Origin of the sequence: Hyphomicrobium sp. (assembly GCF_051860585.1) — a bacterium.
Taxonomy (GTDB): Bacteria; Pseudomonadota; Alphaproteobacteria; order Rhizobiales; family Hyphomicrobiaceae; genus Hyphomicrobium_C.
Genome location: NZ_JBHYDS010000004.1, coordinates 306,875 through 320,297 on the forward strand (window position 1 = coordinate 306,875; position 13,423 = coordinate 320,297).

Genomic DNA, 13,423 nt, shown 5'->3' on the forward strand with positions numbered 1-13,423 from the left:
GACCAGGTCGGGTCCCGTCCAGTGCGACTCCCGATTAAGAGTGCGACTCCAGATTAGACGAATGGCCGGACACGCACTATCCGAAAGCCAAAGGTCGATTGTTCTTTACGTTGACGGGTGGTAAGCGGGCTCCACTTAGTTATGCTCGCAATTTCCGCAGGGTGCAGTGCAACCATCGAAATTACCCGCCGTTGTCGTCGGCGCGGGGCCGTCCGGCTTGATGGCCGCCGAAACCCTCGCCGAGGCCGGTCTGCGCGTGGTCGTTTACGACCGCATGCCACGCGTCGGGCGCAAGCTGCTTCTGGCTGGACGCGGCGGCCTCAACCTCACCCACAGCGAGCCGATGGAGCGCTTCATGCCGCGCTACCGGCAGGCCGCGCCACGCTTGTCGGACGCTATCGCGGCGTTCCCGCCTGAGAGGCTCCGCGCGTGGTGCGAAGCGCTAGGCCAGGAGACATTCGTCGGCTCAAGTGGCCGCGTGTTTCCACGCGCGATGAAGACCTCGCCGCTGCTGCGGGCGTGGCTGGCGCGCCTTGCCGCCCTCGGCGTCGAGATCAAGACGCAGCATCGCTGGCTGGGCTGGGACGGCTCGCGGCTGGCGTTCGAAACCCCGGACGGCAGCATCCGGGTCGAACCGCTCTGCACGGTTCTGGCCCTGGGCGGCGCGAGCTGGCCACGGCTGGGATCGGACGGAACCTGGGCGCCGGTCCTGCGCGAAGCCGGCATCGCGGTTGCGCCGCTCACACCCGCAAACTGTGGCGTGCGCATCGCCTGGTCTGAGATCTTCCGCGCGCGCTTCGCCGGCACACCCCTGAAGCGGATCGCGCTGAGGCTCGGTGACGAGGTAGCGCGCGGTGAAGCGATGATGACCGCCGACGGCCTCGAAGGCGGCGCGGTCTATGCGCTGTCGGCGCCGATCCGCGACGCGCTGGCGCAACACGGCGCAGCGACGCTCACCGTCGATCTGCGGCCGGATGTGTCCGCGGACGAGATCGCGGCGAAACTCGCCAAACCGCGCGCAAAGCAGTCGTTGGCGACGTATTTGCGCAAGGCGCTCAGTCTGGACCCCGTCGCGATCGGGCTCTTGCAGGAACAGGCGCACGCTCAAGGCGCGCCGCTCGCCGCGCTCGCACCCGACGCCCTCGCCCGCGCCGTCAAGGCGCTTTCCATCACTGCAATCGGATTGTCCCCGATCGACCGCGCGATTTCGACGGCGGGCGGCGTCACCTTCGACGATCTCGACGACGCCTTCATGCTGCGCGCGCGACCAGGCACGTTCGTCGCCGGTGAGATGTTGGATTGGGAGGCGCCGACGGGCGGATATCTTCTCCAGGCCTGCTTCGCGACCGGCCGCGCGGCAGCAAAAGGCGCGCTGGCCTATCTCGCGGAGCAATAACGCCCGCGGCGAAGCGATCTGGCCGGACAGCCTGTCGTTCTATCCTTCGATCTCGTCCCGCAGCATCTCGAGTTCGAGCCAGCGCTGCTCCGCCTTGGCGAGCGCGCCCTGCACCTCCGTCAGGTCGTCGGAGATGGCGGAAAAGCGTTTGCGGTCGCGCGTGTAGAGGTCCGGCTCATCGAGCATCGCGGAGAGCGCCTTCTGCTTGGCCTCCAGTTTCGCGATTTCGCCGGGCAGCGTTTCGAGGGCATGCTTGTCCTTGAAGGACAGCCTCCGGCGCTGGGCGCCCTTGTCGGACGAAGCCTTGTCGTCCGGGATGTCCGCCGAAGCCGCGGCAGCCGCCTGCTTCTCGCGGGCCAGTCGCGCTTTGAGATCCGCCCCGCGCTGCGCCAGCATGTCTTTGTAGCCGCCCGCATACTCGGTCCAGCCGCCGTCGCCTTCCGGCACGATTACGCTCGTCACCACCCGGTCGAGAAAGTCACGATCATGGCTGATCAACAGCACGGTGCCCTTGTAATCCGCGAGCACGTCTTCCAGCACGTCGAGCGTTTCGAGATCGAGATCGTTCGTCGGCTCGTCGAGCACGAGCAGGTTGGAGGGCTTCGCCAGCGCGCGTGCGAGCATCAAGCGTCCGCGCTCGCCGCCCGACAGTTTGCCGATCGGCGTCAGGCGTTGCTCGGAGGCGAACAGGAAGTCCTTCATGTAGGCGACGACGTGCTTCTTCTCGGTGCCGATCGTCACGATGTCGCCGCGCCCGCGCGTCAGTGCTTCCGACAGTGTCCAGTTCGGATCGAGACTGTCGCGGCCTTGTTCGAGCGTCGCGGTATCGACCGTGGCGCCCATGCGGACGAGGCCCGAATCCGGTTGCAGAGAGCCGGTGAGCAACGAAACCAGCGTCGTCTTGCCGGATCCGTTCGGGCCGACGATGCCCAGCCGGTCACCGCGCATCAGCCGGAGCGAAAAATCCTGCACGACGGCGCGGTCGCCGAAGGACTTGGAAATTCCTTTCGCCTCGACGACGAGCGTGCTCGAAACGTTTTCCGATTCCGCGACCGAGATCGACGCCTTGCCCTGCACCGCGCGGTAGTCGCGCCGCGCTTGCCGCAGTTTCGCCAGTTCCGCCATGCGCCGCACGTTGCGCTTGCGCCGGCCCGTGACGCCGCCATGCACCCAATGATTTTCGGCGACGATCTTGCGGTCGATCTTGTGCTGCTGCGTTTCTTCTTCGGCAAGCTGCTGGTCGCGCCAGTCCTCGAAAGTGCTGAACGGCAGGTCGACGCGGCGCGCGCGCCCGCGGTCCAGCCACACCGTGGTGCGCGAAAGTTTTTCCAGGAAGCGGCGGTCATGGCTCACGATCACCAGCGCCGCGCGCGAGTTCGCGAGATGATCTTCCAGCCACTCGATCACCGGAAGATCGAGATGGTTGGTCGGCTCGTCGAGCAGCAGGATCTCGGGATCCGCCGCAAGCACATGCGCGAGCGCGACGCGGCGCGCTTCGCCGCCCGAAAGGTTGGCGGGATTTTCGTCGCCGGTGAGGCCGAGCTGCTCCAGCAGGTAGCGGGCTTGATAGGCGTGGTCGCTCGCGGCGAGGCCGGCCTCGACATAGGCGAGCGTCGTCTCGTAGGCGGAGAGGTCCGGCTCCTGCGCCAGATAGCGCGTCAACGCGCCGGGCTGCACGAAGCGCGTGCCGCGGTCCGCCTCGACGATGCCGGCGGCGATCTTGAGCAGGGTCGATTTGCCGGACCCGTTACGGCCCACGAGGCAAATGCGTTCGCCCGCTGCGACCGAGAGATCCACGCCGTCGAGCAAGCTCGTGCCGCCGAACGTAAGCGCGATGTCCGTGAGCTGGATAAGAGGAGGAGCCATGAAAGTCCGCTGTGAGAGGCCGAGCCGAGGCGATGGCGCCGTCTAGCAGGACATGCGACCGAAGGCCAGGATTTGCGGGGCGCGGCTATTTCACCTGCGCCAGCGCATTGATGGCGTCGAAGGTCGTGCGGCCGAAGCTGCCGTCCACCGTGCCGCTGTAATGCCCGCCGTTGACGAGCCGCTGCTGCAGCGATTTACGGAATTCTTTGCTCCAGGCCCGGCTGTTCTGCATCATCTGCTGGTAGCTGAACGCATAGCGCTGCTCGAGCGCGTGGTAGATGTAACCGGACGCCGCATTGGGATCGCGGTCGACGCCGAGCCCCTTGTCGTATTGATAGGCGAGATTGTGAATGGCGAGCAGTTGCCCGCGCTTCGCGGCCTCGATGTACCACGTTGCCGACGTCGCATAGTTCTTCTCGACGCCGCGCCCCGTCGAATACATCGTGCCGAGCGCCGCCATGCCTTCGGCATCGCCGAGATCGGCCGCCTTCTTGTACCACTGCACGGCCTGGAAGTGGTCAGCCTCGAGCCCGCCGCCTCCCTCGAACATCAACCCGACAGCCACCATCGCCGGTGTGTAGTTGCCCTCGGCGGCCTTCTTGAAGATGTTCACCGCCTCGAGCGGATCGCGCCCCACGCCTTCGGCATCGCGGTACATCCGCCCCAGCCGGAACAACGCCGCGACGTTGCCCGCGTCCGACGCCTTCTTGATCCAGCGGTGCCCCTCCGACACGTCCTTGACCGTGCCGCTGCCCGTCGCCAGCGCGTCCCCATAGAGCAGCATGCCGTTCGTGCTGCCTGCGACGGCCGCCTTCTTGTACCAGGCCGTCGCCTCCGTCGCGTCGCGCGTCACGCCGGTGCCGTTGGTGTACAGGCGGGCCAGGAACATCATCGCCGGCGTGCTGCCGCGGTCGGCGATCTGGCGCAGCTCGTGAAGGTAGCCCGTACCGTCGTCGCCCACCCGCCAGACGGAAAGCGTCCCCTGCGATCCCGGCGAGCGGCCCTTGATGGCCTCGACAAGCTCGGACGTCTGCAAGATCGGCTTGTCGTCGATCGCCAGCACGAAATCGCCGAAGCGCAACCCAGCCTGCGCGGCGGGCGCGCCCGGCGTCGTGTCGACGACGAACACGCCGCTCTCGTTGCTGAGCCCGAGCGCGGACGCCGTCGCCTCGTCGCTCACGCCGTCGAGCCGGATGCCGATGAAGGAGGCGGCCGGGTTGCCCGGGAAAGCCTGGAAGCTGATCGGGACCTTGATCGATTTGCCGCTGAGGCGCAGCGAGCCCCCTGGAACCGACCCGCCGCCCGAGGGCGGGAAGGGGAGGTCGGGACCGGACGGCGGTTGTGCGCCCGCGCCGCCGCTCCCTGCGCCGCCGGCCGGCGGCAGCAGCCTGATGATATCCCGGTCGTCGGCCCCGGCGAGCACGACGCCGGCCTTTGCCTCCGCTGACGCGCGGCGTGCAAGGTCAAGCGGCGAGGCGGCGGTGAGGGAGGTGCTGAAGGCCAATAGGCCGCCGAATGTTGCCGCCAGCAAGTGCTTCGTGGATAGCGACATAAGCGAGCCCCGCAACGATCCTGGCGCCGATCCTATCGCATCGGATGCAGCGAAGGAATGAGCGGAGACGGCGAGACCAGCACGAACCCGGCCGCCGGACACGGCAAGCCGCACCGATCGAAGGCGGAGACGGGCCGGGACGCTCAGCACGGCGGGACCGTGTGGCCTAGGCGGCTGCGGGCTTCCATTCGCCCGGCGCGGTCTGGCAGAAGATCGCCGTGTTGGCGTTCTTCTCGTCAGCCGTCTCCTGGCCCTTCTTCTTCCGGATTTCGAGCTCGGTGGTCACTTTCCGGCATTGCGTATCCGGCGGGATTTCGCCGATCCGCACGACTTCCTCGTCCACCGGCGGCTTGGCCGGGGGCGGTGTCGCGGCCTTGCTGTCTGTCGGAGGCGTGGCCGGCGGCATCGGCGCATCGGTAGCCTTCGAGGAATCGGACGCGAGCGCGGTGCCAGGCGCAGCCGGCCCGCCTTTGCCATCGGGCGTGCCCGCCTTGCCATCGGGCGTCACGACCTTGTCGGCGACGACGATGATTGCAGGATCGTTTTTGAGATCGGCCGCCTTCTGCATCGGCTCGGCAACGATGGTGATCTGCTTGGTGCCGTCTTTCGACGTATAGGTGTCGGCGACCCGCTGCTCGGGGTCCTTGGCGACAACGACCTTGGCCCGCCGGGCAACCTCGCGCCGCTCCGGTTTCGACAGGCGATCGAAGATCACGGCGCCGACAGCCACCGCGGCGACGACCCCGAACACGGAACGGAAGGGTCCGCCAAAGACGGCGAGCGGGAGAATGCGGCCAGCCCGCGGAAGGATCCTGACTGGGGCCCTGACGACGTTTTTGAAGGCGCGGCGAATGCCGAACTGCGCATCCGCCGGAGGCGGCATGCTGGTCACGCCCACTGAAACCGCGAGTAGAACGCAGAGAATGCGCGCCAACATGTCCCGTCTCCCGAAATCGTTTTTGGACGAAATGAAATCGAAAAGCGCCGGCCCCGCCGCCTGCGGCCGAGCCCCGCGCTGCACAGAGGGGAGACTATCCGAACAGAGCCTATTTCGGGAGTGGGATTTTGCGTGTTGTCCGATCAGGGTTACGGCCCCATGCGCGCCCCGGCAAGCTGCCGATCTATCAAGGCGCTAGCGCGAGAGCCGCCGGACGCGTCAGAGCGCCTCCGCCATCCCGGGCTTGTCCGGACCGCCCCAATAACGACTGGATGCCATGGGGCGGTTGCGGTACCAATTGGTCTCAGAGGGTCGCTGTCGCCGGGTCGAGAATGCCATTCCAAAAGAGAGGGATGTTCGGCGGGCGCGTTTTGAAGCCCGTCGTTCTGCTGCTCGGTGTCCTGGCCGCGGCCGGTCTCGCCCCACCCGCTTCCCGAGCCTTCGACGCCAGCCGTGTCGAGCCCAGCGTCTACAAGATCTACACCTTCGTGCCCGACAAGGGCGACCAGTTCAGCGTGTCGTCCGGCTCGGGTTTTTTGATTTCCGGCCGCCGTTACGTCGTCACGAATTTCCATGTCGTCGAAGGCGGCGCGCGGTTCTACATCGCCTTCCGCGACGGCCGCGAAGCCAAGATGGTCGAGGCGCGCCGCGCCGACAGCCGCCCGAACGTCGACCTTGCCCTGCTCGAAGCCCGCGAAGACCTGCCGGGCGTGCCCATGAAACTTGGCGAGTACGAGCCGGAGAAGCTTGCCGAGGTGGTCGCCATCGGCTTCCCCGGCGCGGCCAATCTCAACAAGGATCTCGTCCCCGGACCCGATGCCCGCGGCGTGCCGATCACCGATCTCGAGTCGACCGTCACCACCGGCGTCGTCTCGCGCATGACCTTTACCAACCTCAAGGTCAGCGAGACGCAGATCCTGAGCGCGCGCACCGTGCAGCACAACTCCGCCATCAATCCCGGCAACAGCGGCGGACCGCTGTTCGATGCCTGCGGTCTGGTCGTCGGCGTCAACACGCTCCAGGGCCTGAATTCGCAAGGCCTCTTCTTTTCCATCCATGCCAACGAAGTGGGGCGCTTCCTGCGCGAGGGCCAGATCGCCTTTGCCTCGACCAGCCGGCCGTGCGGCGCGGGCATCGGCGGCGGCCTGACGCCGATGTTCGTCGCATTGTTCGCGACGCTCGCGCTCGGGCTCGCGAGCCTCGCGTTCTACATCCGCAGGACTGGCTCTCCGATGGCGCTCGACGTTTTGCCGGGCGCCATTGCGAAGCTCCTGGCGCCCAATGCGGGTCGCAACAAGCGCCTGACCGAGCCCGTGGCGCTGCCGCGTCCGAAGCCGAGCGCAAAAGGCGCCCTGTGCCTGCGGCCCACGGCGGGCGGAGAGGCGATACGCTTCGACGACGCGCCGGAGGAGCAGACCATCGGACGCGGTCCCGGCGCCGACGTCACGGTGCCAAACGATACGGTCTCGAAAGTGCACGCTAGGCTGGTGTACGACCGCAAGGCGCAGCGGCTCCGCGTCGTCGACCTGAACTCGTCGAACGGCACCTTCCTCGACGGCGTGCGCGTCACCGACACGCTCGCATCCGCCGGCGCGGTTCTGCGCTTCGGCACGGTCGAATACAACGTGACGCTCGAAGCCTCTCAGGCGCGGCCCATGTCGAGCCGCGTCGGTGGCGGAGGATGGATGTTGTCCGGGTTCGATCCATCCGGTCGCGCCTTGCAGTTCGCTGTCCGTCCGCTCGTCGATGCCGACAGCGGCGCCGATCTGCCCGCCACATGGAGCATCGGACGCGACCCCGCACGTGCCGATTTCGTGATCGACGACAGCAGCGTTTCGTCGCTTCACGCGCAGTTGATCTACAACCCAGGAGAGACCCTGCAGCTCCGCGACATGGGGTCGATGAACGGCACGCGCCTCGACGGCGACCCGATCGGCAAACGCACGGTGCGTGTGCGCGATACCGGCCACGAGATCTCTTTCGGCCTGGCGACGTTGCGGCTGTCACGTCTCACGGGCTGAGGCGCGTCTGGATCAGCCCTTGGGCTGCGTCCAGCGCGTGAGCATCTCGGTCACAACGCGGCGTGCGCCGAGCGGCAGTGCGCCGATTACCCGCTTCGAACCGTTGCGGATCAATCCGACATAGATCGTCACGTAGGCTCGGCCGACCAAGGTCATCGGCATGGCCCAGTCCCTGACGCCGACGGTATCATCCGCCCACTCGAGCTTGTAGCCGTCGCCGGGTGCGAGCATGTCGAACACCTTGAGGCCATCGTCGCAAGAGCGCCGGATGCTGTCTTCCATGAGCAGAGCGCCCGCAGCCGTCTTCTCGAACTCTGGGTCGTAAGCAATGATGTGGATTGCCGATCGCCCGAGGCATCTGACGCCGATCTCGAGCGCTACCGGCTGATCGTTGCACTTCAGCGCGAGAACGTGGCAACCGGCCGGGCGAATGTTCGCCCGTGTGACATCGGCAAAGAACCGTGCCGTCCGAGGGTCCGTCAACGCGGGCGAGACGATGCCACGCTGCCGTAGCCAGATGTGCTTGAAACGAAACGCTTGCGCGGTCAGAGCTTCGGCTTCCGTACCGCCTTCGACCCAGGTGAGACTTACTGGTCCCCGGTCTTCCAGCCTGCGTCGCTGACGCTTCCTGTTGCGCTTTGTGCCGCTCGAATAGCGCTTTTCGTATTCGGCGAACGACGGCGCGCTGCCAATGTCCAGGTACGGCGCCTTGAGATCGCTCGTCACGGTGGCGCCGAGTTCGGCAAGAAACGGCGCAACCTTGGAATCCTGGCGCACCTTGCGCAGGCGCAGCACGTCCGCGCCGGTTTCCCGCGTCACGAAGGCCCACGCCTCGCGCATCAGTGCCAGCGCATCCGGACCGTCCTCGATCAGGAGATCGCCGTACTGGCTGACGGGCTCGCCCATCCACGTGAGTTCCGTCACCGGCCCGGACCGTTCCGCCACCAGCGGCCAGATCATGACGAGACGGCCGGCGTCGCGCGCGGTGACAATGGCGAGACGGACGTTGCCGTTGTCTCCATCGCGCGGCAGGAAATGATTGGCCCAGTGCCACAACCAGTTGAAGGTCTGAAAGAGATGACGGTCGGTGCCGGCGCGCTCGAAAAGGGCGGACCACTCGGCGTCGAGAGCTTCGAAGCCGTCGAAGGTTTGCACCAGGTCGAGCACGGGCCGGGGCGCTTGCACCGGCGACGGAAACTGGTGGACCGCGGAGCGATCCTGACCCTCGACCTGCGGGAGGTCACGCGGAAGCGTGCGCGCGGCTGCTGACATGAGGGTGATCCATTACGCAAAGTGAACACGTGTCCCAGGATGAGACCCATCCCGAGCAACGTAAAACGTGCCACAAAAAGGCTAACGTTTCGGCAAGACGAGGCTCTGCGGCGCGTGGAATTGCGCTGGGTCATCGCTAGGCGTGGGCGATTTCGACCAGTGCGAGAACGAACAGAAACACGACGAGCGCCCAGAGCGCGAACGAGCCGCGCCGCGTTTCCGCGCCGCCGCCCAGCATCGCGGCCGCGGCCAGCGTGCCGGACGAAATGAAGTTGATGATGACGAGGCCCGCAAGCCCGAGCCCGCGGGAGCCGGTCCACGCCCCTTCGATGTAGGCCGCGGCGCCGCATCCGATCAGGAGAGCGCCCAGTAGACGCGGCCACAGACCGGCCCCGGCCGGCGGCAACCCCAGGATGCGGATGAGGGTAACGGGAGCCAGCACGAGCGCGAGCCCGCTGCCGATCTTCAAAAGCGTTTCGAGCCAGAGGAGCTGGTTCACGTCGGACAGTGCTCGCGATCGACGATCGGCAACCGGGCGCGGCGCGCCACGAGGAAATTACCCGCCGGACTTGTCATCCTGCTTCGCCCACCAGTCATCCGACCCGAACTTGGGACCGTTGTCTTCCTCGCCGTCGCTGCTGAAGAAGTCGCCGAAAATGCCGCCGCTGTCTTTCTTCTTCGCCACGACAGCCTTTTGGGGTGGTTCGAAGTCGCCTGCGAGCAAGCGTGTCAGGTCGGCCTTGATCTCTTGCGTCTTGCGGTCGGAGCAGTAATTCGGATCTTCCGCCGACGCTTTGGTGACGCCGCCGAACGCGACGTTGTAGATTTTCTCGACATTGGCCATTTGATCGGTGGGAGTGCCGACACCGATCTCGTGCGCCATGTAGGCGGCCTTCAGCTTCGGCGCGTCGAAGTTATATCCGCACTTGGCGGCGCGGGCGCTCACGGTCCCGACCTGAAACGCCCGCTCGGTCGGTGTCGAGGGTACGACGATGGCGGCAACCGGGGTCACGGCGCCTGCTTGCCCGGCAGGAGGCGCCGGTGCGGTGCCCAGGATCGACGCAGTCGACACGCCGCTCCCGCTCGAGCAGCCAGACAAGGCCGCGGCGATGAGCAGCGCAGGAACGATATGGCGACGCATGGGGCTCTCCCTTGCCCAAATTCAGCGCAGATTTGCGCCCTTTTTGCGGTGAGGTCAATGTGAGCGGGCGCCACCGCTGTTGAAAGCGGGCCACTGTGGACGATCCGCCGATGCAACCCATAACCCCTTGAATTTGGGCGCCGTCAGCGCATCAGCTCGCGCATGGCCGCGTCGAGACCTGTGAGCGTCATCGGGAACATGCGCCCATCCATCAGCCGCCGCACGAGTCCGATCGAGGGCGTGTAGTCCCAATGTGATTCCGGCACTGGATTGAGCCACACGGCGCGATGGTAAATACCGGCAACGCGCTGCAGCCACGCCGCCCCGGCCTCATCGTTCATGTGCTCGACCGCGCCGCCGATATGGGTGATCTCGTACGGGCTCATCGAGGCGTCGCCGACGAAGATGATCTTGTAGTCGGCCGGATACGTGTTCAGCACCTGCCACGTCGGCGTGGTCTCGCTCCAGCGCCGCGCGTTGTCGCGCCATACACTCTCATACAGGCAGTTGTGGAAGTAATAGTACTCGAGGTGCTTGAACTCGCTGCGCGCCGCCGAGAACAGTTCCTCCGCCGTGCGGATGTGCCAGTCCATCGAGCCGCCGACATCGAAGAACATGAGAACCTTGACGGCATTGCGCCGCTCGGGCCTGAGCGCGAGGTCGAGGTATCCCTTGCCGGCCGTATTCCGGATCGTCTGGTCGAGATCGAGTTCCTCGGCGGCGCCTTCGCGCGCGAAGCGGCGCAACCGGCGCAGCGCGACCTTGATGTTCCGGACGCCGAGTTCGACGTCGTCCGCGAGATCCTTGAACTCGCGCTTGTCCCAGACCTTGATCGCCCGCCGGTGCCGGCTCTCGTGCTGGCCGATGCGGATGCCGGCGGGATTGTAGCCGTAAGCGCCAAACGCGGACGTGCCGCCCGTGCCGATCCATTTGTTGCCGCCCTGGTGGCGTTCCTTCTGCTCGGCAAGACGCTTCTTGAGCGTCTCCATGATCTTGTCCCAATCACCCAGGGCTTCGATTTCGGCCTTCTCTTCGTCGGACAGATAGAGTGCGGAGACGGCGCGCAGCCACTCTTCCGGAATCTCCGCGGTGGCCGCCTCGCTCATGAGGTCGAGGCCCTTGAAGACGTGTCCGAACACCTGATCGAAGCGATCGAGATGGCGCTCGTCCTTCACCAGCGCCGTGCGCGACAGGTAATAGAAATCCTCGACGCGCCGCCCGGCGGCATCGGCCGCCAGCGCTTCGAGCAGCGTCAGGTACTCTTTGAGCGTGACCGGGATCTTCGCGTCCCGCAGCTCCTTGAAAAACGTCGCGAACATTGCCGCCTCCTCAGCCACCTATAGGACGGCCGGGCGGCGGAGAAAACAAAGAAGCCGCCCCGAGGGGCGGCTTCCAAGTCGTCAGGCAATCGGATCAGCTTGGATTAGAAGTTGATCAGAGCGCCGAAGGTCAGTTCGTCGAAGTCCTGGCAACCCTGGGCGCCGACATCGCAGACGCCGCCGTCAGCTTCGATGTTGCGATACTTGAGCCACATGGACATAGCAGCGGCATCGATTTCCTGGACGACGCCAGCGCCATACCACTTGAGTTCAGCATTGCGTGCGTCGTCATCGCTATCCAGGTACTCACCGTAGAGAACGGTGGCGCCGAGGTGGTTCCACTTCTGACGGATACCAGCCTTGAAGTACCAGACGTCGCCTTCGTTCGCGACTAGGTTGTTCTCGAAGTCAGCGTAGTTGACCAAGCCGAAGAGGCCCGTGCCGATGTGCTGAGCGTAGAGGCCAGCCTGGAAGTATTCGGCGTCGCCGAAGAGCGAGCTAACTGCGCCCGTGCTCTCAGCATAGACTGCCGTAGCAGCCAGCTTGAAGCCGTGCACTTCGCCGGCGTAGCGGATGCCGACATCCCAGGTGTCGTCGTCACCCCAAGAAGCCGAAGCCGAGAAACCGGCGAACGTCGGCGAGTCGTAACGAACCGAGTTGGCAGGAACGCCGAAGCAGTCGCCAGGGATACAGACGCCCTGTCCACCCCAAGTGCCGCCGGTGAAGCCGCCAGCGTTGTTGCGGATGCCGAAGCTCAGGAAGTCGAATGCGACCCAGTTGGCGGGAACGAGCGAGCCCGAACCGTCAACGAGGATGGCAGCGTTATCCGAAACCATCGACTGGAGGCCGATGCTGACCTTGCCGAGGCTCTCGCTCTTGATGAACCAGAACGACTGCATCGTCTGCACGAAGTTGTTCGACACGGCGCCGCCGAGCAGGCCCGGGCCGCGCGGTGTGGTCTGGTTGGTCGTGAGCGAGTCGGAGCCGTCGGCTTCGATGTGCAGCACGTAGCCAGCCGTCCAGCCGGGAACGATCGTCGCCTGGCCGGTGAACTTGACGTTCGTGGCCAGCGTCGAGCCGAGGCCCGTCACGTAGGTGTTGCTTTCAACGCCATCGTCCCAGTAGGTGACCTGTTCGGCAACCCAGCCAGAGATCGTCAGCGAAACCTTACGGTTGCCCTTGCGAGCGGTAGTAGCTTCGAGTTCTGCAATGCGCTCCTCGAGGTCGGCGCAGCAGTTGCCCCCAAGGTCAGCTGCGTTTGCACCGGTGGCGAAGCTACCTGCGAGCAGGCCAGCTGCCGCCAGGGCGCTTAGGCTATATTTATTCATAAGACCTTCTCCCAATCTGCGTTGGTAATCGAGATGGCGGACGCCTTACCTGGATGAATACGCAAACGAGGCCGCGCTCTGCGATGTTGACGGCGCGAAGATTCCTTCGGAACCGCCGCTGGCCCGGAGAGTCTGCGATTCTCCCCCTCGCAACAATCGAGCATTGTCTTTTTTGCCCTGACAGGGTTGCAACTGTGGCGCACGAGACACGAGATTTGCCGCGGAGCCTGAAAACGTTGGGCGTTTTTTACAATTCCCACACCGATTCAGAGTGTGCACGGCGGTGGATCGCGTGGGGACAACCCACATCTTGGATGGGTTTTGAGGCGAGAGCGGCGTCCATCGACAGGGAAGAGAGCAGATACGAATCCCATCATAGGGCATCCGATCGACCTGTTCCGAGTTCGTGCACAGACTGAAACCTGCGCCCAATATTCGACCCTGATGCACCGGGCGGCGCATCGGGAGAGTGAGCGTCCAATCCCCTAGGGTGGATGGATGATCCAACTCACCGGTGGCGCAAACGCACGTGGTCCTCTGAAGGAATAGGGACCTCGAGCTTCGGACCGGGCCGTTCGGGCTCGGAGCGCG

At 65.4% G+C, this 13,423-nt stretch carries 10 protein-coding genes; 2 read left to right on the forward strand and 8 right to left on the reverse strand.

Annotated elements, in window-relative coordinates; genetic code table 11:
• The first annotated feature begins 166 nt into the window (after window positions 1-166).
• Window positions 167-1,396, forward strand: coding sequence for a TIGR03862 family flavoprotein (locus tag ACTIFK_RS08930; RefSeq protein WP_439542708.1), 1,230 nt, complete (start codon window positions 167-169; stop codon window positions 1,394-1,396).
• Between the two features lie 39 nt (window positions 1,397-1,435).
• On the opposite strand, the gene ACTIFK_RS08935 is transcribed toward ACTIFK_RS08930, so the two are convergent.
• The 3 genes from ACTIFK_RS08935 to ACTIFK_RS08945 form a co-directional block, all read right to left on the reverse strand.
• The gene (locus ACTIFK_RS08935) at window positions 1,436-3,262 is read right to left on the reverse strand and encodes an ABC-F family ATP-binding cassette domain-containing protein (RefSeq protein ID WP_439542709.1); all 1,827 of its coding nucleotides are present in this window, start codon (window positions 3,260-3,262) and stop codon (window positions 1,436-1,438) included.
• Between the two features lie 85 nt (window positions 3,263-3,347).
• The gene (locus tag ACTIFK_RS08940) at window positions 3,348-4,814 is read right to left on the reverse strand and encodes a PDZ domain-containing protein (protein WP_439542710.1); all 1,467 of its coding nucleotides are present in this window, start codon (window positions 4,812-4,814) and stop codon (window positions 3,348-3,350) included.
• 166 nt (window positions 4,815-4,980) lie between these two features.
• On the reverse strand, window positions 4,981-5,751 hold the full coding sequence (locus ACTIFK_RS08945; protein WP_439542711.1) for a hypothetical protein: 771 nt from the start codon (window positions 5,749-5,751) through the stop codon (window positions 4,981-4,983).
• Between the two features lie 353 nt (window positions 5,752-6,104).
• On the opposite strand from ACTIFK_RS08945, the gene ACTIFK_RS08950 reads away from it, so the two are divergent.
• The gene (locus ACTIFK_RS08950; protein ID WP_439542712.1) at window positions 6,105-7,772 is read left to right on the forward strand and encodes an FHA domain-containing protein; all 1,668 of its coding nucleotides are present in this window, start codon (window positions 6,105-6,107) and stop codon (window positions 7,770-7,772) included.
• Window positions 7,773-7,784: 12 nt separating this feature from the next.
• Here the strand turns inward: ACTIFK_RS08950 and ACTIFK_RS08955 are convergent, their stop codons facing one another.
• The 5 genes from ACTIFK_RS08955 to ACTIFK_RS08975 form a co-directional block, all read right to left on the reverse strand.
• On the reverse strand, window positions 7,785-9,044 hold the full coding sequence (locus ACTIFK_RS08955) for a GNAT family N-acetyltransferase (RefSeq protein WP_439542713.1): 1,260 nt from the start codon (window positions 9,042-9,044) through the stop codon (window positions 7,785-7,787).
• Between the two features lie 136 nt (window positions 9,045-9,180).
• The gene (locus tag ACTIFK_RS08960; RefSeq protein WP_439542714.1) at window positions 9,181-9,543 is read right to left on the reverse strand and encodes an ABC transporter permease; all 363 of its coding nucleotides are present in this window, start codon (window positions 9,541-9,543) and stop codon (window positions 9,181-9,183) included.
• 57 nt (window positions 9,544-9,600) lie between these two features.
• Complete coding sequence (locus ACTIFK_RS08965) at window positions 9,601-10,185, reverse strand: hypothetical protein (protein ID WP_439542715.1); 585 nt, start codon at window positions 10,183-10,185, stop codon at window positions 9,601-9,603.
• A gap of 143 nt (window positions 10,186-10,328) precedes the next feature.
• Window positions 10,329-11,504, reverse strand: coding sequence for a vWA domain-containing protein (locus tag ACTIFK_RS08970; protein ID WP_439542716.1), 1,176 nt, complete (start codon window positions 11,502-11,504; stop codon window positions 10,329-10,331).
• Window positions 11,505-11,608: 104 nt separating this feature from the next.
• Window positions 11,609-12,832 carry a porin gene (locus ACTIFK_RS08975; RefSeq protein ID WP_439542717.1) on the reverse strand — a complete coding sequence of 408 codons (1,224 nt, stop codon included), beginning with the start codon at window positions 12,830-12,832 and terminating at the stop codon, window positions 11,609-11,611.
• Between the last annotated feature and the right edge of the window lie 591 nt (window positions 12,833-13,423).